Here is a 23,406-nt window from a genome sequence, read left to right on the forward strand (position 1 = left end):
ATGTGCGGGCTGGCTGGTTTCCTCTCGACCTCGCTGCACCCCGGTGCCACCGCCGAGGTCATCACCTCGATGCTGTCGAACATTCGCCACCGCGGGCCGGACGAGGCCGGCTACTACCTGGACGACGGCATCGCCATGGGGGCGGCGCGGCTGGCCATCGTGGATCTCCCCGATGGCTCGCAACCCATGTCCGACCCGTCACAGCGCTACTGGATCTGTTTCAACGGTGAGATCTACAACCACATCGAGCTCCGCGCGGAACTGGAACGTCTCGGCCGCCCGTTCCGCACCGACCACTCCGACACCGAAGTGGTGCTCCAGGCGTGGATCCAGTGGGGAGCGGCCTGCTTCACACGCTTCAACGGCGCCTTCGCGGTCGCCATCAGGGACGCGGCGACCGGCGAACTCGTCCTCGCCAGGGACCGCTACGGCAAACGCCCGCTGTTCTACGCCGACCACGGCGGTGACTTCCTGTTCGCGTCCGAGATGAAGGCGTTCCGCGCCTTTCCCGGATTTAGTTTCGAACTCGACCCGAGGGAGCTGGCCACCACCTACGCCGTGTGGACGCCGCTGCCCGACCGCACGCCGTTCCGGGGCATCCGCCAGCTGCCGATGGGCTCCGTGCTGACCATCGACCCGGACCGCCGCTCGCTGCGCTCCTACGAGGACCTCACCTTCGACGTGCCCGGTTTCGACGGCACCGAGGCCGAGGCGATCGACCTCGTCAGGGAGACCCTGCGCACCAGCGTGGAGCTGCGCCTGCGGACCGATGTCGAGGTCGGCGTCTACCTCAGCGGCGGTCTGGACTCCTCGGTGGTGACGAGGCTGGCCACCCAGCTCTCCCCGCACCGGGTCCGCACGTTCTCCGTGGCGTTCCAGGACAAGAACTTCGACGAGTCCGACAGCCAGCGCCTGGTCGCCGAGCACCTGGGCACCCTGCACTCCACGGTTCCCATCACCAGCGCGGACATCACCGACAACTTCCAGACCGCCGTGTACCACGCCGAGGTCCCCACCTTCCGCACCTCCTTCGTGCCGATGTTCCTGCTGTCCCGGCACGTCCGCGACGCCGGCATCAAGACGGTCCTCAGCGGCGAGGGCTCCGACGAGGCGTTCCTCGGCTACTCGCTGTTCCGCGAGACCCTGCTGCGCCGGCGGTGGAACGAGCTCCCCGAGGACGAGCGCCGCAGCGGGCTGGCCGGCCTGCACCCGGAGCTGGATCACTTCGGCCCCGCCCACCAGGCCCACCTGCTCGGCCTGTACCAGCAGTTCTCGGTGGAACGGCTGCCGGGCCTGTTCTCCCACGAGATGCGCTACCAGAACGGCAGGTTCGCGGCCCGGCTGCTCGCCGACCGCCTCGACCCGTTCGCCGACCTGCTCGACCTCGTCGCCGGGACCCCGGGCTACGCGGACATGCCCGCGGTGCACAAGGCGCAGTGGCTGGAGTACAAGACGCTGCTGCCCGGATTCCTGTTGTCCACGCAGGGAGACCGCGCCGCGCTGGCGCACAGCGTGGAGAACCGCTGCCCGTTCCTCGACCCGGCCGTGGTGCGCGCGGCCGCGTCGGTGAACCTGCGCTACGACGACGGCCGGATCGAGAAGGCCATCCTGAAGAAGGCGTTCCGCGCCGAGCTCCCGGAGTGGACCACCAGCCGACCCAAGCAGCCCTACCGCGCGCCGGGCAGCGCCGCGTTCAAGGAAAGCCGCCCGGACTACCTGGAACTGCTGCTGTCCGACCACGAGTTGGCCAGAATCGGCTGCGTGGACCAGAAGTTCGCCCGCCGCCTGGTCAACAAGATCATGTCGTCGCCGGTCGAGGAGATCAGCACCAAGGAGGATCAGACCTTCCTCTACCTGCTGACGACCGCCGTGCTCAACCAGCAGTTCGTACTGGGCGACGAGAGCAGGCCGGCCACGCCGCCGACCGCCGCGCCGAACCTGCGCGTGACCGTGGACAACCGCCGTGCCGTGCGGCGAGCGAGGGAGAGCCGATGAGTGCCGACGACATCGCGATCACCGGTCTCGCCCTGCGCTTCCCCCGCTCCGACACTCTGGTCGAGCTGTTCGACCACCTCGCGGCGGGGCGCTCGCTGATCACCGAGGTGTCCGCGGAACGGTGGTCCAAGGAACGCTACTTCGGCGATCCGCGCAGCGGTGAGGAGCGGACGAACAGCGTCTGGGCCGGGTTCGTCGAGGACGCCGACCGCTTCGACGCGGCCTTCTTCAACATCTCTCCGCGCGAGGCGGAGACGATGGACCCGCAGCAGCGGTTCGCGCTGGAGCTGGCCTGGAAGGCGATCGAGGACGCGGGATACCGGGCGGGCGAGCTCGCGGGCAGCCGCACCGGCGTGTTCATGGGCCTGTGCCACGCCGACTACGCCGAGCTCATCGAACGCGACGACGTACCGACCGACGCCTACTTCCCGACCGGCACGGCGTACTCGATCGTCGCCAACCGGCTGTCCTACTACTTCGACTTCCACGGCCCCAGCATCACCAACGACACCGCCTGCTCCAGTTCCCTGGTCTCGGTCTACGAGGCCGTCGCCGCACTGCACAACGGCGACTGCGACCTGGCGCTGGCGGGCGGCGTGAACCTGTGCTGGTCGCCGAAGCTGTTCGTCGCGTTCAGCAAGGCCGGCATGCTCTCGCCCACGGGCCGGTCGCACGCCTTCGACCAGGACGCCGACGGGTTCGTCCGCGGCGAGGGCGGCGCGGTCCTGCTGCTCAAGCCGCTGGCCAGGGCGCTGGCGGACAACGACTCCGTGTACGCGGTGATCAAGGGGGTCGGCACCAACCACGGTGGCAGGACCAACTCGCTGACCGTGACCAACCCGGCCGCGCAGGCCGCGCTGATCGAGGACGTCTACACCCGCGCCGGGGTCGCGCCCGAAACCGTGAGCTACATCGAGGCCCACGGGCCGGGCACCCCGGTCGGCGACCCGATCGAGATCGTCGGCCTCAAGCGCGCCTTCCAGAGTCTGCACGACACCAACGGGACCAGGCCGCGGCCGGACAGCACCGGCATCGGCTCGGTCAAGACCAACATCGGCCACCTGGAATCGGCCGCGGGCGTGGCGGGCGTGGTGAAGGTGATCGGCGCGATGGCCGCCGGGATCCTGCCGGCGACGGTCAACTTCCGGACCCAGAACCAGTTGATCGACCTGGACGGCAGCCCGTTCTACATCGTCGGCGACACCCGGCCGTGGCCGGGCGGCGACGGTGTACCGCGCCGGGCGGGCGTCAGTTCGTTCGGGTTCGGCGGGACCAACGCCCACGTGCTGCTTGAGGAACACGTCGGCCGGGAACACGGCGGCGAGGCGCCCGCTGCCGAGGCGCCGGGGCCGTACGTCGTCCCGCTCTCGGCGAAGAACCCGGAGCGGCTGCGTGTGCTGGCCCAGGGGCTGCTGGACCACCTGCTGGCACCGGAGAACGCGCTGCGGCCACGCCAGTCGCTGGCCGACATCGCCCACACGCTCCAGGTCGGCCGCGAGCCGATGGCGGCCCGGGTCGCGTTCGTCGTCTCGGACCGGGACCAGCTCGTCGCCGCGCTGGAGTCCGCACTGGAGTCCGCGGTGGCCGGTGAGGTGGCCGGTGAGGTGGGCAACCCCGCCGGGGCCGGCCCGGAGGTGGTGGCGGCGGTGGAAACGTGGGTGCGCGGCGGAACCGCCGACTGGCCCCGGCAGCCCGGGGCCCGTCGCGTGCGGTTGCCGACCTACCCGTTCGCCCGGGACCGGCACTGGTATGCCGCGCCGCGGACCGAGGCTCCGGGCACCGCTACGCTGCACCCGCTCGTCCACCGCAACACCTCCGACCTGGCACAACAGCGCTACACCTCCACGTTCACAGGCTCCGAGCCCTTCCTCGCCTCGCACCAGGTCCGCGGCCGGCGGGTGCTGCCCGCGGTCGCGTACCTGGAGATGGCACGGGCCGCCGTGGAGTTCGCGGCCACCCGGGACGGGTCGGTCCGGCTGCGCGAGGTCACCTGGATGCGGCCGATCGTCGTCGACGAACCGGTCGATGTCCCCATCGGACTGACGCCGCGTGGTGACTCCATCGCGTTCGAGTTCCGCCAGGGCGAGACGATCCACAGCACGGGCTCCGCCGAGATCGTCACGGTGCCGGAGCCGTCGCCACTGGACCTGGACGCCCTGCGCGCGTCCTGCCGTACCACGCGCGGCACCGAGGAGATCTACGCCCGGTTCCGCGCCCAGGGCCTGGAGTACGGGCCGGCCATGCGCGCGCTGCGCGGGGTCCGGGTCGGCCGGGACGAGGCGATCGCCCGCATCCTGGCGACCGAAACCGACGGGTGCGTGCTGCCGCCGAGTGTCCTGGACGCCGCCTTCCAGACCTCCGTGCTCCTGATGGACGAGACGGCCGGCCCGACCCTGGCCTTCGCCCTCGACGAGCTCCAGGTGTACCGGCCCTGCCCGTCCGAGACCTGGGCGTGGGTCCGGCGGAGCGGGGACTCCGGAGCGCTCGCCACGTTCGACATCGACCTGTGCGACCGCGACGGCGTGATCAGCGCCAGTCTGCGGGGGCTCGCCCAGCGCACCACCGCCGCGGGCCCGCGCGTCGTCACGGCGACCTCGCGGTGGATCGACAGGCCGCTGAACCCGGACGGTGGCTCCCGCACCGCGCACACCGTGACCCTGCCGGAGATCACTCCGGCGGATCCGGCCGACGGCATCGACGCCATGACGGATCAGGTCTTCGCCGAGGTCCAGCGGCTGCTCGCGTCCGGTCCCCGGGCCGGGCACCGGTTCGTGGTGCTGGTCGACGGCCGGACGCCGGCGCACTTCCACGAACCGCTGGCGGGCCTGTTCCGAACGGTCACGCTGGAGAACCCGCTCGTCTCGGGCCGTGTGGTCCGGGTCGCCGGCCTGGGTTCGGCCTCCCCCGCACAGGTCGCGCGGATCGTGCGGGAGGAGTGCGCCGACGACTCCGCCGACACGGAGGTCCGCTACTCCGCCGACGGCACCCGGCAGGTGCTGGAGCCCGTCGAGACGCGGCTCGGCGCCGGTCCGCGGGTGCCGGAACTGCGGGCGGGCGGCGTGTACTGGGTCACCGGTGGCCTGGGTGGCATCGGCCCCGACATCGCCCGCTATCTGAGCCGTGCGGAGGCGACGGTCGTCCTGAGCGGACGATCCACCGCCGGCTCCGCCGAGTCCCTGCGCGCCGAGGGCGTCGACGCGCACTACCTGCCGGTCGACGTCGCCGACGCCGAGGACGTCCGAGCCGCGGTCGGGACGATCCTGCGGGAGCACGGTTCGCTCGACGGCGTCGTGCACGCGGCCGGTGTGCTGCGCGACCAGTACCTGCTGCGCAAGGACCTCACCGACGTCCGGCTGGTGACCGCGCCGAAGGTCCGTGGCACGCTCAACCTCGACGCCGCCACCCGCCACCTCGACCTGGACTTCTTCGTGCTGTTCTCCTCGGTCGCCGGTGTCTACGGCAACCCGGGACAGTCCGACTACTCGGCGGCCAACGCGTTCCTGGACGCGTTCGCCCGGCACCGGCAGTCGCTGGTCGACGCGGGTGAGCGCAACGGCAGGACCGTCGCCATCAGCTGGCCGCTGTGGGCCGACGGCGGCATGACGCTGGACGAGGTCACCCGCGAGTCGATGCGCCGCGAGCGCGGGTGGGAGGCCCTGCCCACCGAGGACGGGCTGCGCTCCTTCGGCCGGTCCCTGCTCGCCGACGCCCCCGCGCACATCGTCGTCGCCTACGGCGCCGAGGCCACCCTCGCCGTACGGCGCCGAACGGTACCGGCCCCCGTGGCGTCCTCCGGCGGCCTCACGGCGTCGCCCGGTGATGTCACGGCGCCCTCCGGTGGCGACGTGGCGGGCGACCTGCTGGAGCGGACCGAGGACCTGCTCAGGGGGGTCGTCGCCGAGGTCCTTCGGCACGCCCCGGAGCACATCCGGCCGACCAGCAACCTCATCGAGTACGGCATCGACTCGCTGAGCATCCTGGAGGTGACCGCCCGGCTGGAGAAGCTGTTCGGGCCGCTGTCCAAGACGATCTTCTTCGAGTACCTGAACCTCGCGGACGTGGCCGCGCACTTCGTGGAGTCGCGGCGGGAGCAGCTGGAAGCCGTGCTGGGGGCGACGGAGGGGGCCGGCACACCGGCCGCGCAGCCGGAGGCCCCGGCCACCCGGTTCGAAGACCCGGCCGGGTCCGCCGCCACCGAAGTCCGCGAACCCGGGCGCGACGACCGGCACGACATCGCGATCATCGGCGTGTCCGGGCGCTACCCCGGCGCCGACACGATGGACGAGCTGTGGGAGCTGCTGGAGAACGGCCGGCACACCTTCGAGGAGATCCCCGCCGACCGCTGGGGCCACGAGGCCGTCTACGACAGCGACCGGGCCGTGCCGGGCAAGAGCGTGATCAGGACCGGCACCTTCCTCCGCGATCTCGACAAGTTCGATCCCCGCTACTTCCGCATCTCCAAGCGCGAGGCCGAACAGATGTCCCCGGAGGTGCGGCTGTTCCTCCAGGCCGGCGTGCAGGCGCTGGAGGACGCCGGCTACTCGCGGGAGACCATCCACCGCCGCTACCAGGGTGACGTCGGCGTGCTCGTGGGGACCATGAGCAACCACTACAACCTGTACGGCTTCCAGAACAGCCTCACCCGCGGCGCGCCGCAGAGCGGCAGCTACACCGGGACGCTCCCCAACATGCTGTCCTACTTCTACGGTCTGACCGGGCCGTCGATCTTCCTGGACACCATGTGCTCGGCCTCGTCGACGTGCGTGCACCAGGCCGTGCAGATGCTGCGGGCCGGCGAGTGCCGGATGGTGGTCGCGGGCGGCGTCAATCTGATGCTGCACCCGTACAACCTGATCACCTCGTCGGAGGAGCACTTCACCACCGGCACCTCCGATGTGATCCGCAGCTTCGGCCACGGTGTGGACGGCACCATCCTCGGTGAGGGTGTCGGCGCCGTGGTACTCAAGCCGCTGGTCGACGCCGAGCGCGACGGCGACCAGGTGTACGCCGTGATCAGGGGCACCGCCCTGTCCAACGCGGGTGCCCGCAACGGCTTCACCGTGCCGAGTCCGGGCATGCAGGCGCACGCGATCGAGAAGGCGATCAACGACGCGGGGGTCGACCCGAGGACGATCAGCTACGTCGAGGGGCACGGCTCGGGCACCGCGCTGGGCGACCCGATCGAGGTCCGCGCGCTGACGTCGGCGTACCGGAAGTACACCCCGGACAGTCAGTTCTGCGCGCTCGGGTCCGTCAAGGCCAACATGGGACACCTGCTCGCGGCGGCCGGCATGATCGGCCTGGCCAAGGTGCTGCTCCAGTTGCGGCACGGCAAGCTGGTGCCGTCCCTGCACAGCACGGAGCTCAACCCGGACATCGACTTCGCCGACACGCCGTTCCGGGTGCAGCAGTCGCTCGCCGACTGGCGGCCGGCGGTCACCGTGGTCGACGGCCGGCAGGTCACCCACCCCCGCCGGGCCGGCATCACGTCGATCGGCGCCGGCGGCATGAACTCCCACATCATTCTTGAGGAGTATCCCGAACGTCCGGTGCGCCGGGAGCCGTTCGGCGAGCAGCTGTTCGTGTTCTCCGCGATGAACGAGGCCGCGCTCGGGCGCTACCTGGCCGCCTTCCGTGACCACCTCGCCGGGGTGCGGGAAGCCGACCTTCCCGACATCGCGTTCACCTTGCGGGTGGGCAAGAACGAGTTGCCCACCCGCTGGGCGTTCGTGGCGGGTGACCAGCGGTCCGCGCTGGCGGCCGTCGACGGATACCTGGCCGGCCGACGGGATCTGCCCGCCCACGAACTCGCGACGGCCTGGGTCGCCGGCCGGAGCGTCGACTGGGACCAGCTGCCGACGGCGCGCCGGGTGTCGCTGCCCGCGTACCCGTTCGAGAAGGTGCGCTGCTGGGTCGAGCAGACCGACGGCGCGCCGTCCGTGCTGGCCCCGCTGGCGCTGCGGGAGCGGCTGCACCCGTTCCTGGGGCGCAACGAATCCGATGTCCGCGGCCTGCGCTACGGCCTGGACGTCCACCTCGCCGACCTGCTCGACTACGGCTACCGCCTGGACAAGGTGCCGGCCGTCGTGTCCACCTTCGCCGTGGATCTCGCGCTGGCCACCGCCAGGGTCAGCGGGTTCGCCGCGGAGGCGTCGGTCCACGACCTCCGTGTGCTGCGGCCGGTCGACTGGTCCACGGCCAAGCGGCTCGTCACGGAGTTCACCGACGGTCACGGCACCGTACGGACCGAGGACGGCTCGGCGGCCGTCGAGTTCACCGTGCGGGCCGCCACGGCACCGTCCGGCCGGGTCGATCTGAGCGGACTGCGGCGCGTCCTCACGCGGGAACGGTTCCTGGCCGAGCTGGCCGAGGGCGGGCTGGACTACAAGCCCGCGTCGTGCGCGGCCGACGGCGTGTTCCGCACGCCGGACGGTCGGACCGTGCTGGGCGTCGGCCGGCCCGGATTCCAACAGGACCATGTCCGGCGCAACGTCACCATCGAGCCGTTCGTGCTCGCCGTGATCGCCCAGGGCGTGCAGTGGGAGGCCAAGCACGCCGGGGTGCCGGACTGGACCCGGGTCGCGCTCAACCGGGTCGGGGAGATCCGGGTGCGGGCCGGTTCGCCGGTCACCCACGTGGTGTTCGGGGACGACCGGATCGTCCTGGTCGGGGGCACGGGTGAGATCGTCGGAGAGCTGAGCGGCGTGCGGCGCGGGGTCGGCGGGACAACGCCGGCTGACCGGACGGTGCCGCAGGCCGGCCCGGCCCTGATCCCGGTCGACCGGGTCCCGGTGAGCGCGAAGCCGGTCGCACCGGCCGTACCGGCCGTCGTGGACACTCTGCGGTCCATCGCCGCCGGCATCCTCAAGTTCGAGCCGGAGGAACTCGACCCGGGTACCGGCCTGGACGCGTTCGGCTTCGACTCCATCTCGCTGGTGACCTTCGCGCAGGAGATCCACGAGCGGCTCGGTGTCACGGTCAGTCCGGCGGTCTTCTTCGACGTCAGCACGCTGGAGGCGCTGGGCGCCCACCTGGCCGACGAACACGGTGCCACCGTCGAGGTCCAGCCGCAGCCACAACCACGGCCGCAGCCGGTCCGTGTCGAGTCCGATCCGCGCATGCCGGTCGCCGTCATCGGCGCGGCGGGGCGGTTCCCGGACGCCCGCAACCTGGACGAGTACTGGGCGAACCTGGTGGCGGGCAAGGACTCCGTCACCGCGTTCCCGCTGCACCGGTACGACGAGAACCACCGCAGGACCATCGAGGCCCAGGACTTCCCCAAGCGGATCGGGGCCCTGGACGACATCGACGCCTTCGACGCCGGTTTCTTCCGCATCCTGCCGCGCGAGGCCGAGCTGATGGACCCGCAGCACCGCCTCGCGCTGGAAACGGTGTGGCAGGCGCTGGAGGACAGCGCGTACCGGCCGGCCGACCTGCCGACCAGCACCGGAGTGTTCATCGGCGTCACGGGCAACGACTACGCGACGCTGCTCACCACGTTCGGCGTGCGGCCGGACGCGTTCACGTCGACCGGGACGACGCACTCGATCCTGGCCAACCGCATCTCGTACCTGCTCGATGTGCGCGGCCCGAGCGAACCGATCGACACGGCCTGCTCCAGCTCGCTGGTGGCGGTGCACCGCGCGATCGAGGCGATCCGTTCCGGCGCGTGTGACATGGCCGTCGCGGGCGGGGTGAACGTGCTGCTCAGCACGGACACGTTCGTCAGCGCGCACCGCGCGGGCATGCTCAGCCCGGACGGCCTGTGCAAGACCTTCGACGCCGGCGCGAACGGCTATGTCCGTGGCGAGGGCGTCGGGGCGGTCGTGCTCAAGCCGCTGGCCGCGGCGGAGCGCGACGGTGACGCGATCCTCGGCGTGCTCAGGGGAAGCGCGTACAACCACGGCGGCCGGGCGAACTCGCTGACCGCGCCGAACGCCGACGCCCAGGCCGAGCTCGTGACGGCCGCCGTCGGCGGCCTCGACCCGGACACCATCGGCTACATCGAGACGCACGGCACCGGCACGGCCCTCGGCGATCCGGTGGAGGTCCGCGCGCTGCGCACGGCGTTCCGCCGGCTGGGGCGCAGCGACGACGGTGCGTGCGGCCTCGGTTCGGTCAAGACCAACATCGGCCACCTGGAGTCGGCGGCGGGCATCGCCGGACTGCTGAAGGTGCTGCTCGCGCTCAAGCACGGTGTGCTGCCCGCGACTCAGCACGTCGAGCAGGTCAACCCGTACATCGAACTGGCCGGCGGTCCGTTCCACCTCGTGCGGGAGAACGAGCCCTGGCCGCGGCCCCGCAACCCTGACGGCAGCCCCGCGCCGAGGCGTGCCGGGGTGAGCAGCTTCGGGTTCGGTGGCGTCAACGCCCATGTCGTCGTCGAGGAATACGTTCCCGGCGACCTGACCGAGGAGGCCGCCGGGACGGTCGCGGTGCCGCTGTCGGCACGCACCGCGCGGCAGTTGACCGACCGCGCCCGGGATCTGCTGTCCTACCTGGAGACGTCGGACGAGGTCCCGCTGCGGTCCGTCGCGTGGAGTCTGCAGGTCGGCCGCGAGGAGATGGCGGAACGAGTCGGCTGGGTCGTCTCCTCGCGTGCCGAACTCGTCGACAGGCTGCGGGCGTTCGTCACCACCGGCGACCGTGGTGTCAGCGGGGACCCGATCGGGCGGTGGATCGGCGGTGCCACCGTCGACTGGCGCTCGTTGTCCGGCGGCGAGCCGCCCAGGCGCGCACAGCTGCCCGGATACCCCTTCGCCCGGGACCGGTTCTGGTTTCCCGGCACCACGAAGGAGACCGGCACGACGCTGCTGACTCCGCGGTGGACGCCGACGCCCGCCGCCGCGACCGGCTGGTACGACCGTCGCGTTGTCCTGCTGTGCGGGGTCGACGGGTCCGTGCCCGGGGCCATCCGCCTCGACACGGACAAGCAGCGGCCGGAGAGCCGGTTCCGTGATCTGTCCTGGCAGGTGCTGGAGAGCATCCGTGGCCTCGGTGCCCAGGACGGCACCACCCTGGTCCAGGTGATCACGGAGAACATCGCCCTGGCCGGTCTGCTGCGGACCGTCACCAAGGAGAACCCGCGGATCGTCGGCCAGGTCATCGGTGTCGACGGTGACGGCGGTGACGGCGGTGTCGACGTGGCCGCCGTCGTGGCGGAGAACGCCGGTGCCACCGACGACCTCATCGTCTACCGTAACGGTGTCCGGCACACCCGCACCTGGGCCCCGGCCGCGCCCCGGGGAGCGGCGTCCGGCAGGCCCTGGCGAGACGGTGGCGGGTATCTGATCACGGGCGGTGCCGGTGGTATCGGCGCCCTGACGGCCCGCCGAATCGCCGCTGACGTGCGGCGGCCGACCATTGTGCTGGCCGGCCGGTCGCCGGGTGACGACCGGGTCGAGAGCCTGCTCGCCGAGCTGCGGCAGGCCGGCGCGGTCGCGCGGTACGTGCGCGCCGACGTCTCCCGCTGGGAGGAGGTGCGGCACCTCGTCGCCGAGGCGGGCGAGATCACCGGGATCGTGCATTCCGCCGGCGTGGTACGGGATTCGCTGCTCGCGGAGAAGACCGTCGAGCAGTGGGACGACGTGCTCGCGAGCAAGGTGGACGGTCTCGTGCACCTCGACCGGGCCACCACGCACTGTCCGCTGGAGTTCGTGCTGGCGTTCTCCTCGGGCGCCGGGATCACCGGCAACCCCGGGCAGTCCGACTACGCGACCGCCAACGCCTTCCTCGACGGGTTCGCCGCCGTGCGCAACGCCCTGGTCGCGGACGGGCACCGCCGTGGGCGCACGCTGTCCGTCGCGTGGCCGCTGTGGGAGGACGGCGGCATGCGGGTCGGCGACAGCACCCGGGCGTATCTGTGGGAGGACCGGGGGCTGTCGCCGATGCCCACGGAGGCGGGGTTCACGGCGCTGACCGACGCCTGGAACGCGGGGGCGGACCAGGTATGGGTGCACCACGGCGACCCGGAGCGGGCGCGGACGGGAACGCCGGCCCCGCCGCTGCCGGCGGCGACTCCCGAACCCGCCGGCGACCCGCACGTCCTCGACCACCTCGTCACCCTGTTCGCCGAGGTCACCAGGCTCGCGCCGGGCTCGGTCGACCCCGACCGCCCGCTCATCGACATCGGCCTGGACTCGGTGCTGGTCCTCCAGCTGAACCGGGAGCTGGTCAAGAGCCATCCCGATGTCTCCTCGACGATCTTCTACGAGCAGCCGACCCTGCGGGCGGTGGCCGACCAGCTCGCGGGCCGCCGGCCGGAACCGGCGCGCCGACGGCCGACCGCCACCGCCCACAAGCCGACCATCAGTACCGAGCAGCCCGTGGCCACCGCCGACGAGCCGGCCGCCACCGTCGAACAGCCGACCGTCGGCACCGACGAGCCGATCGCGATCATCGGGCTGAGCGGGCGCTACCCGGGCGCCGCCGACCCGGACCAGTTCTGGGACAACCTCAGGGCCGGCCGTGACTGCGTCCGTGAGGTGGACCGCTGGCCGCTGGACGGCTTCTTCGAACCGGACCGCAACACGGCGGTCGCCACCAGTCGCAGCTACAGCAAGTGGGGCGGCTTCCTGGACGACTTCGCGGCCTTCGACCCCAGGTTCTTCGGCATCGCCCCGCGCGACGCGTACGCCATGGACCCGCAGGAACGGCTGTTCGTGCAGGCCGCGTGGGAGGTCCTCGAGGACGCGGGCTACACGAGGGCACGCCTCGCCGACCGCCACGGCCACGGGATCGGGGTGTTCGCGGGCGTCACCAAGATCGGCCACGCCCGGCACGGCGTGGGCCGGTTGCCCTCGGGCGAGCTCGTGGTGCCCGGCCTGTCGTTCGCCTCGCTGAGCGCCCGCGCCTCCTACCTGCTCGACCTGCGCGGACCGAGCCTGACGATCGACACGATGTGCTCGGCGTCGCTGACCGCGATCCACGAGGCGTGCGAACAACTCCGGCGCGGCGCGTGCGAGGTGGCGATCGCCGGCGGCGTGAACCTCTACACGCACCCGCTGGACTACGTCGAGCTGTGCCGCTCCGGCATGCTCTCGCCCGACCGGCACTGCCGCAGCTTCGGCGCCGGCGGCCACGGGTTCGTACCCGGTGAGGGCGTCGGATGCGTGCTGCTCAAGCCGCTGTCCCGGGCGGTGGCCGACGGGGACCGCGTGCTCGCGGTGATCCGGGGCTCCGGCGTCAACCACGGCGGCCGCACCACCGGCTACACCGTGCCGAGCCCGGTCGCCCAGGCCGATCTGATCCGGCGGACGCTGGACCGGGCCGGGGTCTCCGCGCGGCAGATCGGCTACGTCGAGGCGCACGGCACCGGCACCGAACTGGGCGACCCGATCGAGATCACCGGCCTGACCACGGCGTTCGAGCAGGACACCGCGGACCGGCAGTACTGCGCGATCGGCTCGGTGAAGTCGGGCATCGGCCACCTGGAGGCCGCGGCCGGGGTGGCCGGCCTGACCAAGGTCCTGCTCCAGCTCAAGCACCGGCAGCTCGTGCCGAGCCTGCACGCCGAACAGCTCAACCCGAACATCAGCTTCGAGCGGACCCCGTTCCGGGTCCAGCGCGAACTGAGCCCGTGGCACTCCGACGGCCCGCGGATCGCGGCGGTGTCCTCCTTCGGTGCCGGTGGCTCGAACGCGCACGTGATCGTCGAGGAGTATCCCGTGCAGCCCACTGACGGTGCGACAAGCGGCACCGAACAGGTCGTCGTCCTCTCGGCGAGGACTCCCGAGCAGCTCACCGCGGCCGTCGACGGGCTGGCCGGGTTCCTCGACCGCAACCCGGACACCGACCTCGCCGACCTGGCCTTCACGCTCCAGGTCGGACGGGAGGCGATGGCCGAGCGGTACGCGGTCGCGGTGTCGTCGACCGCGGAGCTGAGGACCGGCCTGCGGGCCGGCCGGGGACACCGGGGCACCGTCGGGGCTTCCGGTGGTCTGCTCGCGGAGATCACCGGCGACAGCGATCTCCAGGAGCTGCTGGTCCAGCGGTGGATCGCCGCCGGCAAGCTGTCCAGGCTCGCGGCGCTGTGGGTGTCGGGCGTCGAGGTGGACTGGGAGCGCCTGCACCGGGGGGCGCCGCGCCGGGTGGTGTCGCTGCCCACGTACCCGTTCGCGAAGGAGCGGTTCTGGATCGGTGACCTGACCCGGCCGATGCCCGCGCCGGTTGCGGCTCCGGTCGTCGAACCCGTTGTCGTGCGGCGGAGTCCGGACGCGGTGCGGCGCGGTCCGGACGAGCTCGTGCCCGCCGTCGTGCGGGAGAAGATCGCCCGCGCGCTGGCGCTGGAGGTCGCCGAGGTCGAGGGCGGGCTGGCGTTCGCCGACTACGGCCTGGACTCGATCCTGGCGATCCGTGTGGTGCACCAGCTCAACGAGGCGCTGTCGCTGGACCTGCCGACGAGCGTGGTCTTCGACTTCAGCACGGCCGACCGGCTGGCCGCGCACCTGCTCGCCGAGTACAGGGACACCATCGTCCACACGGAAGGCGTCCCGGAGACGGCGGCGGCGCCGGTGCCCGTGCCGGCGCCGGAAACCGTCCCGGGACCGGCCGTGGAACCCGCACCCGTGGGGATCGGGCACCGGGGACGCCGTTCCGTGGACGGGGAGCGCGGACCGATCGCGGTGATCGGCATGAGCGGCCGGTTCGCGGGCGCCGACTCGCTCGACGAACTGTGGACGCACCTGGCCGACGGCGACGACCTGGTCACCGGGACGGCCCGGTTCGACCTCGACGGCGTGAGCATCTGCACCCGGGGCGGCTTCCTCAGCCGCATCGACGAGTTCGACGCGATGTTCTTCAACATCTCCGGCACCGAGGCCGCCGTGATGGACCCGCAGCAGCGGCTGCTGCTCGAAGAGTCCTGGAAGGCGCTGGAGGACGCCGGCTACGCGGGCCGGATGGGCCGGCGGCGCTGCGGCGTCTACGTCGGGGCCTGGGCGGGCGACTACCAGGGGCTGCTCGACCGGGACGCACCGGCGCAGACCCTGTGGGGCAACATGACCTCGGTCATCCCGAGCCGGGTGTCCTACTTCCTCGACCTCAAGGGCCCGGCGATCGCCGTCGACACGTCGTGCTCCAGCTCGCTCGTGGCGATCGACCTGGCGTGCAAGGACCTCTGGTCCGGTGAGACCTCGATGGCGTTGGCGGGCGGGGTGTTCCTCCAGTCCACACCGCGGCTGTACGCGCTCGCGGACCGCGCCGGCATGCTCTCGCCGACCGGCCGCTGCCACACGTTCGACCACCGCGCCGACGGTTTCGTGCCCGGTGAGGGCGTCGGAGTCGTTGTGCTCAAACGGCTTGAGGACGCGCTGGCCGACGGCGACCACGTCCACGGCGTGATCAAGGCCAGCGGGGTCAACCAGGACGGCGCCACCAACGGCATCACCGCGCCGAGCTCGGTGTCCCAGGAGAGCCTGCTCGGCGAGGTGTACGAGCGGTTCGGTGTCGACGTGGAGCGCATCGGACTCGTCGAGGCGCACGGCACCGGCACCAGGCTCGGCGACCCCATCGAGTTCCAGGCGCTCAACCGCGCGTTCCGTGCCCGCACCGACAGGACGGAGTACTGCGCGGTCGGCTCGCTGAAGACCAACATCGGCCACACCCAGTTCGCGGCCGGCATCGCGGGCGTGCTGAAGGTGCTGCTGGCGATGAAGCACCGGCAGATCCCCGCCTCACTGCACTTCGAGACCGCCAACGAGGCGATTCCCCTTGCGGGAAGCCCGTTCTACCTGAGCACCCGTACCCACGGCTGGAATTCACCGCCCGGCGTCCCGCGCTGCGGTGTGGTGAGCTCCTTCGGCGCCAGCGGGACCAACGCGCACCTCGTGATCGAAGAGGCTCCGCCCGTTGCGCGAACCGGTGCGCCGCCGGCGGAACACCCGGTGGTGCTGTCGGCCCGGAGCGAGCGGCAACTCGTCGAACAGAAGCGCCGGTTGGCGGCACACGTCCGGGCCGACGCGTCGATCGACCTCGGCGACCTCGCGTACACCCTGGCCGTCGGCAGGGAGCGCTTCGCGCACCGGTTCGCCTGCGTGGTCCGCGATCGTGACGAGCTGCTCCAGGTCCTCGACGGCACGGTCCCGGCCCGGCTGCCCGAGGACGGCCGGGTCCCGGCCCAGGGCCGGCGCATCCCGCTGCCGACCTACCCATTCGCCCGCGACCGGCACTGGCCCGCGACCGGCGACGATCGGGTGACGCCGGCCCGTACGGACGGCCCGCCGCGCGACCAGGTGACGCTGACCCGTGCGGACGGCCTGCTGCGCGACCATGTGGTGCAGGGCCGCCACATCCTGCCCGCGGTCGCCTGTCTCGAACTGGCGCGCAAGGCGCTGGGCGCCGTCACGGTGCGGATGCGCAATGTGACGTGGGTACAGCCGCTGGAGGTTGCGGACAGTCCGGTCGACGTACGGATCGATGTGCGCGCGACCGGCAAGGGCGGTCACCGGTTCGAGATCGCCACCGGCCGAACCGTCTGCTGTGAAGGCGGCATCGCGCCGTCCGACGCCCCGCGCCCGCCCCGGGTCGACCTCGCCGCACTGAGCGTGGGCTGCCGGGAAACCGTCTCCGCCGACCGGATCCACGACGCCCTGGTGTCGATGGGCATCGACCACGGCCCGACCCTCCGGGCGATCCGGCAGGCCCACGTCGGCTCCGGGATCGTGCTGGCCGAACTGGTGCTGCCCGGGTCGGCGGAGCCGGGGCCGCTGACGCCCGCGATGCTGGACTCGGCGATCCAGGCGGCGGTCGCGGCCCACCTCACCGGGATGCGGGACACCGCCGTGCCGTTCGCCCTGGATCAGCTCGACCTGTTCGCCCCGTGCACGCCGACGATGTGGGCGGTGGTGCGGGGCGGCGAGTCCGGGCCGCTCAGCAAGCTGGACATCGACCTGGTCGACGCCGACGGCGAGGTCTGCGTGCGGCTGACCGGATACACCTCGCGCCGCACGGCCCGGACCGGGCCCGCGCTGTTCGCTCCCGTGTGGGACCCGATCACCGCGGTCGACGCGCACGTGCCCTCCCGTACCGACCGGGTACTGGTCGTCGGCGGGCCTTCGGCGCTCGAAACCACCCTGACCTGGCCGCTGCCGCCGTCGGCGTCCGTCGAGGAGGTGACCGCCGCGCTGCGTGGCCTCGGACCGATCGACCACCTGGTCTGGACCGCGCCCGAGACCAAACTGGAGCCCACCGACGCCGCCGGCCACGTGGCCGCCCAGAACGACGGCGTCGTCGCGGCGTTCCGCATGATCAAGGCGCTGATCGGTGCCGGGTACGACGCCCGGCCGCTGGGGATCACGCTGGTCACGGCCCGCGCGCTCGCCACCCACGCCGGCGACCCCGTCCAGCCGGCGCACGCCGGGCTGCACGGCCTGTTCGGGTCGCTGGGGCGGGAGTACCAGCAGTGGACCGTTCGCCGCGTCGACCTCGACGGCCCCGAGTGGCCCGCCGATCTCACGGCCCTGCCCGCCCGGTCGCCCGATGACGCCTGGGTCCGGCGGGCCGGCCAGTGGCTCGCCCGGCACTGGGCGCCGTGCGAGGCACCGGCGAAACCGGTGTACCGCGAAGGTGGCGTCTACGTCGTGATCGGCGGTGCCGGCGGTCTGGGCACGGCGTGGACCGAGCACGTGGTGCGGCACTTCGGCGCGCACGTCATCTGGATCGGCCGCAGCGCCCACGATTCGTCCATCGAGGAGAGGATTCGCACGGTCAAGGGGCGCGGCACGGTCCGCTACCTCAGCGCCGACGCCGGGGATCCGGCCGCGCTGCGCCGTGCCCTGACGGAGATCAAGCAGCGCCACCCGCGGGTCAACGGGGTTGTACAGGCCGCGCTCGTGCTGCGGGACTCCACCTTCGCCAGGATGGACGAGGCCACGCTCCGCGCGGGGCTGGCGGCCAAGGTCGACGTCACGACCGCGATGGCCGAGGTCTTCGACGGCGAGCAGCTGGACTTCGCCGTGCTGCTGTCGTCGATGCAGTCCTTCACGACAGCGGCCGGCCAGGGCAACTACGCGGCCGGGTGCACCTTCAGCGACGCCTACGCACACGCGCTCGGACAGCACTGGGAGACACCGGTCAGGGTCATGAACTGGGGGTGGTGGGGCAACCTCGGGAGCGTCACGTCCGAGTTCTACCGGGAGCAGCTGAGCCGGGTCGGGCTGGTGTCGATCGAACCGCGCGAGGGGCTCGTCGCCCTGGACTCACTGCTCGGTGGGGACCAGCGGCAGCTCGCGTTCGTCAAGACCGACCAGCACAACACCCTGGCGAACTTCGATCGTGCCACCAGGGTCACCGTGCACGATCGGACGCCGTCCCGGGTTCGCGGTGAGCTGCTGATCACGTCCGACCGAGTGGACGGCCTCCTGGACGAGGTCGTGCGGTGGCGCCGGACCGAGCGGGATCCGTGGCTGGCCAGGGTTCTGGCGGCGCAGCTGGCCTCCGTCGACCACGCCACGATCCTGCCGTTGTACGCCGACTGGCTGGAGCACGCCAGGCGAGTCCTCGGGTCGTCGGCCGTCGAGCCGGTGGACGTCGTGCTCGGGCAGTGGGACCGGCGGTGCGAACTGTGGTCGGCCGACGCCGACCGCACGGCCGAGCTGCGTCTGGTCTCCGCCACGCTCAGGGCGTTGCCGTCCATCCTGACCGGCCGGACCAGGCCCACCGACGTCATGTTCCCGCGCGGTTCCGTGGAACTGGTGGAGGGTTGCTACCGGGACAACCACGTCGCCGACCTGTTCAACCGTGCCATGGCCCGTGCCGCCGTCGGCGTCGTGTCGGAGCGGCTGCGCCGGGAACCCGGTGCCCGGCTGCGGATTCTGGAGATCGGTGCCGGTACCGGCGGCACCAGCGCCGGGATGTTCGCCGCGCTCGCGCCGTACCGGGAGAGCATCGAGACCTACGTCTACACGGATCTGTCCAAGGCGTTCCTCAACCACGCGCGTACCACGTACGGGCCGGACGTGCCGTACCTGGACTGCCGGCTGCTCGACATCGAACAGCCGCTGGCCGGGCAGGACATCGCCGAGGGCGGTTTCGATCTGGTGATCGCCGCCAACGTGCTGCACGCGACCAGGGACACCCGCACCACCCTGCGCAACGCCAAGGCCGCCCTGCGGGCCGGCGGGTGGCTGCTGCTGAACGAGCTGTCGGCGTTCGACCTGTTCAGCCACCTGACGTTCGGGCTGCTCGAAGGCTGGTGGCTGTTCGACGACCGGTCGCTGCGGATCCCGGGCTCGCCGGCGCTGTCACCGGAGAGCTGGCGGGACGTGCTGGCCGGGGAGGGCTTCGGCACGGTCGTGTTCCCGCTGCCGCAGGCGCTGCCGCTGGGGCAGCAGGTCATCGCGGCGGAGAGTGACGGGGTGGCTCGGCAAGGGGCCGGGGTCAGGCCGGCGGGAGCCGCGCGGCAGGGAGCCGGCGTTTCGGAGCGGCCGGTGCCGGCCCGGCGACCGGAGCCCACGCCCGCCCTGGTTCCCGCGCCCCGACCCCCGGCCATGAGCCCCGAGGCCACCCCGATCCCCGTGCCCCGGCCCGCGGCCATGAGCCCCGAGCCCGCTCCTTCCGCTTCCTCCGGGCCGGCGACGAAATCCGACCTGTCCGCGCTCATCCTGGCCAAAGCCGCCACTGTCCTGGGCATCCCGGCCGACCGGATCGACACCTCGGCCCCGCTCATCGGCTACGGCCTGGACTCCATCCTGGTCCTCCAGCTCACCAACGCCCTGCGCGAGGACTTCGGCGACGACGTCTCCTCCACCCTGCTCTTCGACATCGAATCCGTCGACGGCCTGTGCGCCCACTTCGCGGGCACGGCGGGCGAACGGTGGAACCTCTCGCGCGGCCAGCTGACCATGTACCGGGACCAGCGGCGCCGGCCGGAGTCGACCGCCTACAACCTGCCGATCCTCTTCGAGATCCACGGCGACCTGGACGAGGCGGCCCTGGAGCGGGCGATCCGCGCCCAGACGGAGATCCACCCGGTGCTGAGCGCGGTCTTCGGTGAGCGGGACGGCGTGCCGTACATGGACATCGACCCCACCAGGGCCCCGTCGTTCGACCGGGTCGACATCGCGGCCGGCTCGCGCGTCGCGCAACTGGCCAGGCTGCGGGACCTGGTCGACGTCCCGTTCGATCTGGCGGCGGGCCCGCTGGTCCGGACACACCTGGTCTCCCTGGCCGGGCGACGACGGCTGCTGCTGATCACGGCGCACCACATCCTGCTGGACGGCACGTCGACGGCGGTCCTGATCCGCACGCTCAAGGACGCCTACCAGGGCAAGGGAAGTCCGGTCCTGGCCACCTACGGCGACTTCGTCGCCTGGGAGGAGGCGATGCTCGCCGGTCCGCGGGCACAGCAGCACCGGGACTACTGGGTCCATGAGCTGGAGGGGCCGCGTGCCACGCTCGCGCTGCCCTACGACCGTCCGTACGACCCGAAGCGGCTGCCCCGCGTGGACGTGGCGACGGTCCGGCTGCCGCCGGCGCTGGTCACCGCGCTTGCCGACAAGGCGAGGGAACACCGGGTCAGTGTCGCCACCGTGCTGTTCACGACGTACGTGCGGTTCCTGCACCAACTGACCGGGCAGCACGACCTGGTCCTGGGCATGACCACGGCCGCCCGCCACGAGGAGCGGTTCCAGGGCGTGGTCGGCCAGTTCGCGAACTGCCTGCCCATCCGCTGCACGGTCACCGACGGCTTCCCCGAACTGCTCAAATCCGTGCAGCGCAAGATGGTCGCCGGCATCGAGCACGGCGCCTACCCGTTGCGGGAGATCACCCGCGCGCTGGGAACGGACGACGAACCGCTGGTCCTGACGAACTTCCTGTTCCAGAACTTCGACGGCGCGGAACTGCTCACCAACGACTCGCCGGCCGGTCAGGGCGAGTTGGACCTGCGGCTGTTCGACGACCTGCCGTACACCGGGGAATATGTACTCTCCGCGGAATTCTATCGGGAGGGTGACGGGTACAAGATGTTCCTCAAGTACGACGCGAATGCGTTCAGTGGAGCCACCGCGCGCCGTATGACGGACGAGTGGTATTCGATCATTCAGAGTGAGCTGGGCCTGCGATAAGGGATCGTCGCGCCCCGGCGACGCCGGGCGCCGCACGGCATCCGGGCCGCGACGGTCGTCGCGGCCCGGATGCCGTGGCTCGCCCGAACGTGACGGTCAGGCCAGGGTCCTGAGCACGGCCGGGTCGTAGGGGACGGTCTGGGCCAGCTCACCGCGGAGCACCTTCGCCGCCCAGTCCGGGTTGGCCAGCAGCGTCCTGCCCACGGCGACGAGGTCGAACTCGTTGCGCTCCAGACGGGCCACCAGCTCGTCGATGCCGGTCACGCCGGCCTGCCGGGTGAAGCCCTGGGCGAATTCGCCCTCCCCGTACTGCCGGTCCAGGCCGACCGAGCCGACCGTCACGGTGGCCTTGCCGCTGAGCTTGCGCACCCAGCCGGCCAGGTTGAGCTCGCTGCCGTCGAATTCGGGCAGCCAGTAGCGGCGGGTCGAGGCGTGGAACACGTCGACACCGGCGTCCGCCAGCGGGGTCAGCAGCTGCGCCAGCTCGTCCGGGCTCTCCGCGATGCGGGCCCCGTACTGGTTGACCTTCCACTGGGAGAGCCGGAAGAAGACCGGGAACCCCGGGCTGACGACCGCGCGGACGGCCTGCACGATCTCGGCGCCGAAGCGGGCGCGGGAGGCCGGGTCGCCGCCGTAGCGGTCGGTACGCCGGTTGGTGCCGCTCCACAGGAAGTCGTCGATCAGGTAGCCGTGCGCGCCGTGCAGTTCGACGCCGTCGAACCCGAGCCGCTCGGCGGCCACGGCGGCCTCCGTGAAGGCGGCCACCGTGTCGTCGATGTCCTGCTGGGTCATGGCCCTCCCCGTCGGGGCGCCGTCCAGCCCGAGCCCGGACGGGCCCTCGGCGGGCGGCTCGGTCCCGGTCCGCGCGACCCCGGTGTGCCACAGCTGCGGGATGATCCTGCCGCCGGCCTGGTGCACCCGCCGGACCACGTGGGCCCAGCCCGCCAGGGACTCCTCACCGTAGAAGTGGGGCACGTTCTCGTACGCGGCGGCGGCAGCGCGGTTGACGTAGGTGCCCTCGGTGATGATCAGCCCGACCTGGTTGGCCGCCCGGCGGGCGTAGTACTCCGCCACGTCCTGGCCCGGCACCCCGCCGGGGGACTGCATCCTGGTCATCGGGGCCATCACGATCCGGTTGGGGAGCCTGAGATCACCCACGGTGAACGGCTCGTCAAGGCTTGCCATTGTTCCTCCCGAATGGTCGGCACTACTTGGACAGACGCCCCGTGTGCGCCTTTCCCCCAACCCGGCAAAGCGCTTCCAGGCTGTTCGGAAAGTTTTGTGGCCGCACGGGCAGCGCATGATTATCGCCCTTTCCGACCGCAAACGTCCAGCCGGTGGTGACGGCTGCGCCGCCGGTGGATTGCCTGATGCGATCCAGTGCATCGACATAATCAGCTTGACCGTGTCAACGAGATCGCTGATAGTGGTCGTAGTGATTCCGCACCGCCATGATCGGCCGAAGCGAAACTCCCACGGCAAATCGCGACCGGAGAATTGATTTCCCCTGCTGATCCGTGTCGCGGACAGGGTTGTCGAGGCAGGAAAAGGGGGCAGAACCCAGGGTGAGCCAAAGTCGCCTTACCGCAAGGATGCCCGACGGGCTGGAAGGCAAGCGGGCCGTGGTTACCGGCGGTAGCCGCGGTATCGGCGCCGCGATCGTACAGAACCTGCTCGACGCCGGCGCCACCGTGGTGACCTCCGCCCGCAACCCGACCGAGCACACCCCGTCCGCGGCCACGTTCGTGCGGGCCGATCTCAGCACGCCGGACGGTGTGCGCGGGTTCGCGGCCGCCGCGCTGGAAAATCTCGGCGGAGTGGACATCGTCGTCAACAACGCGGGTGGCTGTCGGGCCTTTCAGAACGCGCTGGACATTGAAAACGACTGGCAGTACACGGTGGACATCAACTTCCTGGCCGCCGTCCGGCTCAATTCCGCACTTGTGCCGTCCATGCGCGCGAACGGCGGCGGGGTCATCGTGCACCTCTCGTCCATCGCCACCATTTCGTCCTATCCGATGATCCTGCACTATGCCGCCGCCAAGTCCGCGCTCGAAACGTACAACAAGGGGCTCGCGGCCGAGTTGGCACCGCACGGCATCCGCGTCGTCGCCGTCTCTCCGGGGAACGTGATGACACCGGGGGCGGACGAGGCCCGCGAGAAGATCGTCGACTATCTCGGCAGCAAGTCCGAGGAGTGGGCCGACGAAATTCCGCTCGGGCGGATCGGCCAGTCCCAGGACATCGCCGATGCGGTCGGCTTTCTGGTCTCCCGACGCGCTTCGTGGATCACCGGCAGCAATCTCGTCATCGACGGCGGGCGGACCACGGCCCTGTGACCAGCGGC

4 protein-coding genes are annotated in these 23,406 nt (G+C 71.6%); 3 read left to right on the forward strand and 1 reads right to left on the reverse strand.

What is annotated here, in order from left to right:
• Together asnB and ACIQIB_RS28030 are read left to right on the forward strand one after the other, a co-directional pair.
• Positions 1 to 1,995, forward strand: a complete 1,995-nt coding sequence (gene asnB / locus ACIQIB_RS28025) for an asparagine synthase (glutamine-hydrolyzing) (protein WP_363610322.1) — start codon at positions 1 to 3, stop codon at positions 1,993 to 1,995.
• Complete coding sequence (locus tag ACIQIB_RS28030; RefSeq protein ID WP_400761402.1) at positions 1,992 to 21,059, forward strand: SDR family NAD(P)-dependent oxidoreductase; 19,068 nt, start codon at positions 1,992 to 1,994, stop codon at positions 21,057 to 21,059. Before asnB ends, ACIQIB_RS28030 begins: the two co-directional genes overlap by 4 nt.
• A 96-nt stretch (positions 21,060 to 21,155) precedes the next feature.
• On the opposite strand, the gene ACIQIB_RS28035 is transcribed toward ACIQIB_RS28030, so the two are convergent.
• Positions 21,156 to 22,244, reverse strand: a complete 1,089-nt coding sequence (locus tag ACIQIB_RS28035; RefSeq protein ID WP_363610325.1) for an NADH:flavin oxidoreductase — start codon at positions 22,242 to 22,244, stop codon at positions 21,156 to 21,158.
• Between the two features lie 407 nt (positions 22,245 to 22,651).
• On the opposite strand from ACIQIB_RS28035, the gene ACIQIB_RS28040 reads away from it, so the two are divergent.
• Entirely contained in the window at positions 22,652 to 23,398 is a 747-nt protein-coding gene (locus ACIQIB_RS28040; protein ID WP_400761405.1) for an SDR family oxidoreductase, read from the forward strand.
• The last annotated feature ends 8 nt before the right edge of the window (positions 23,399 to 23,406 follow it).

It is taken from the genome of Kitasatospora sp. NPDC092286 (genome assembly GCF_044755565.1).
In the GTDB taxonomy this organism is placed as follows: Bacteria; Actinomycetota; Actinomycetes; order Streptomycetales; family Streptomycetaceae; genus Kitasatospora.

Excerpts from the sequence above, each read along its gene's own strand:
- asnB (WP_363610322.1), top strand. The coding sequence starts at position 1 with ATGTGCGGGCTGGCTGGTTTCCTCTCGACCTCGCTGCACCCCGGTGCC.
- ACIQIB_RS28030 (WP_400761402.1), top strand. The coding sequence starts at position 1,992 with ATGAGTGCCGACGACATCGCGATCACCGGTCTCGCCCTGCGCTTCCCC.
- ACIQIB_RS28035 (WP_363610325.1), bottom strand. The coding sequence starts at position 22,244 with ATGGCAAGCCTTGACGAGCCGTTCACCGTGGGTGATCTCAGGCTCCCC.
- ACIQIB_RS28040 (WP_400761405.1), top strand. The coding sequence starts at position 22,652 with ATGCCCGACGGGCTGGAAGGCAAGCGGGCCGTGGTTACCGGCGGTAGC.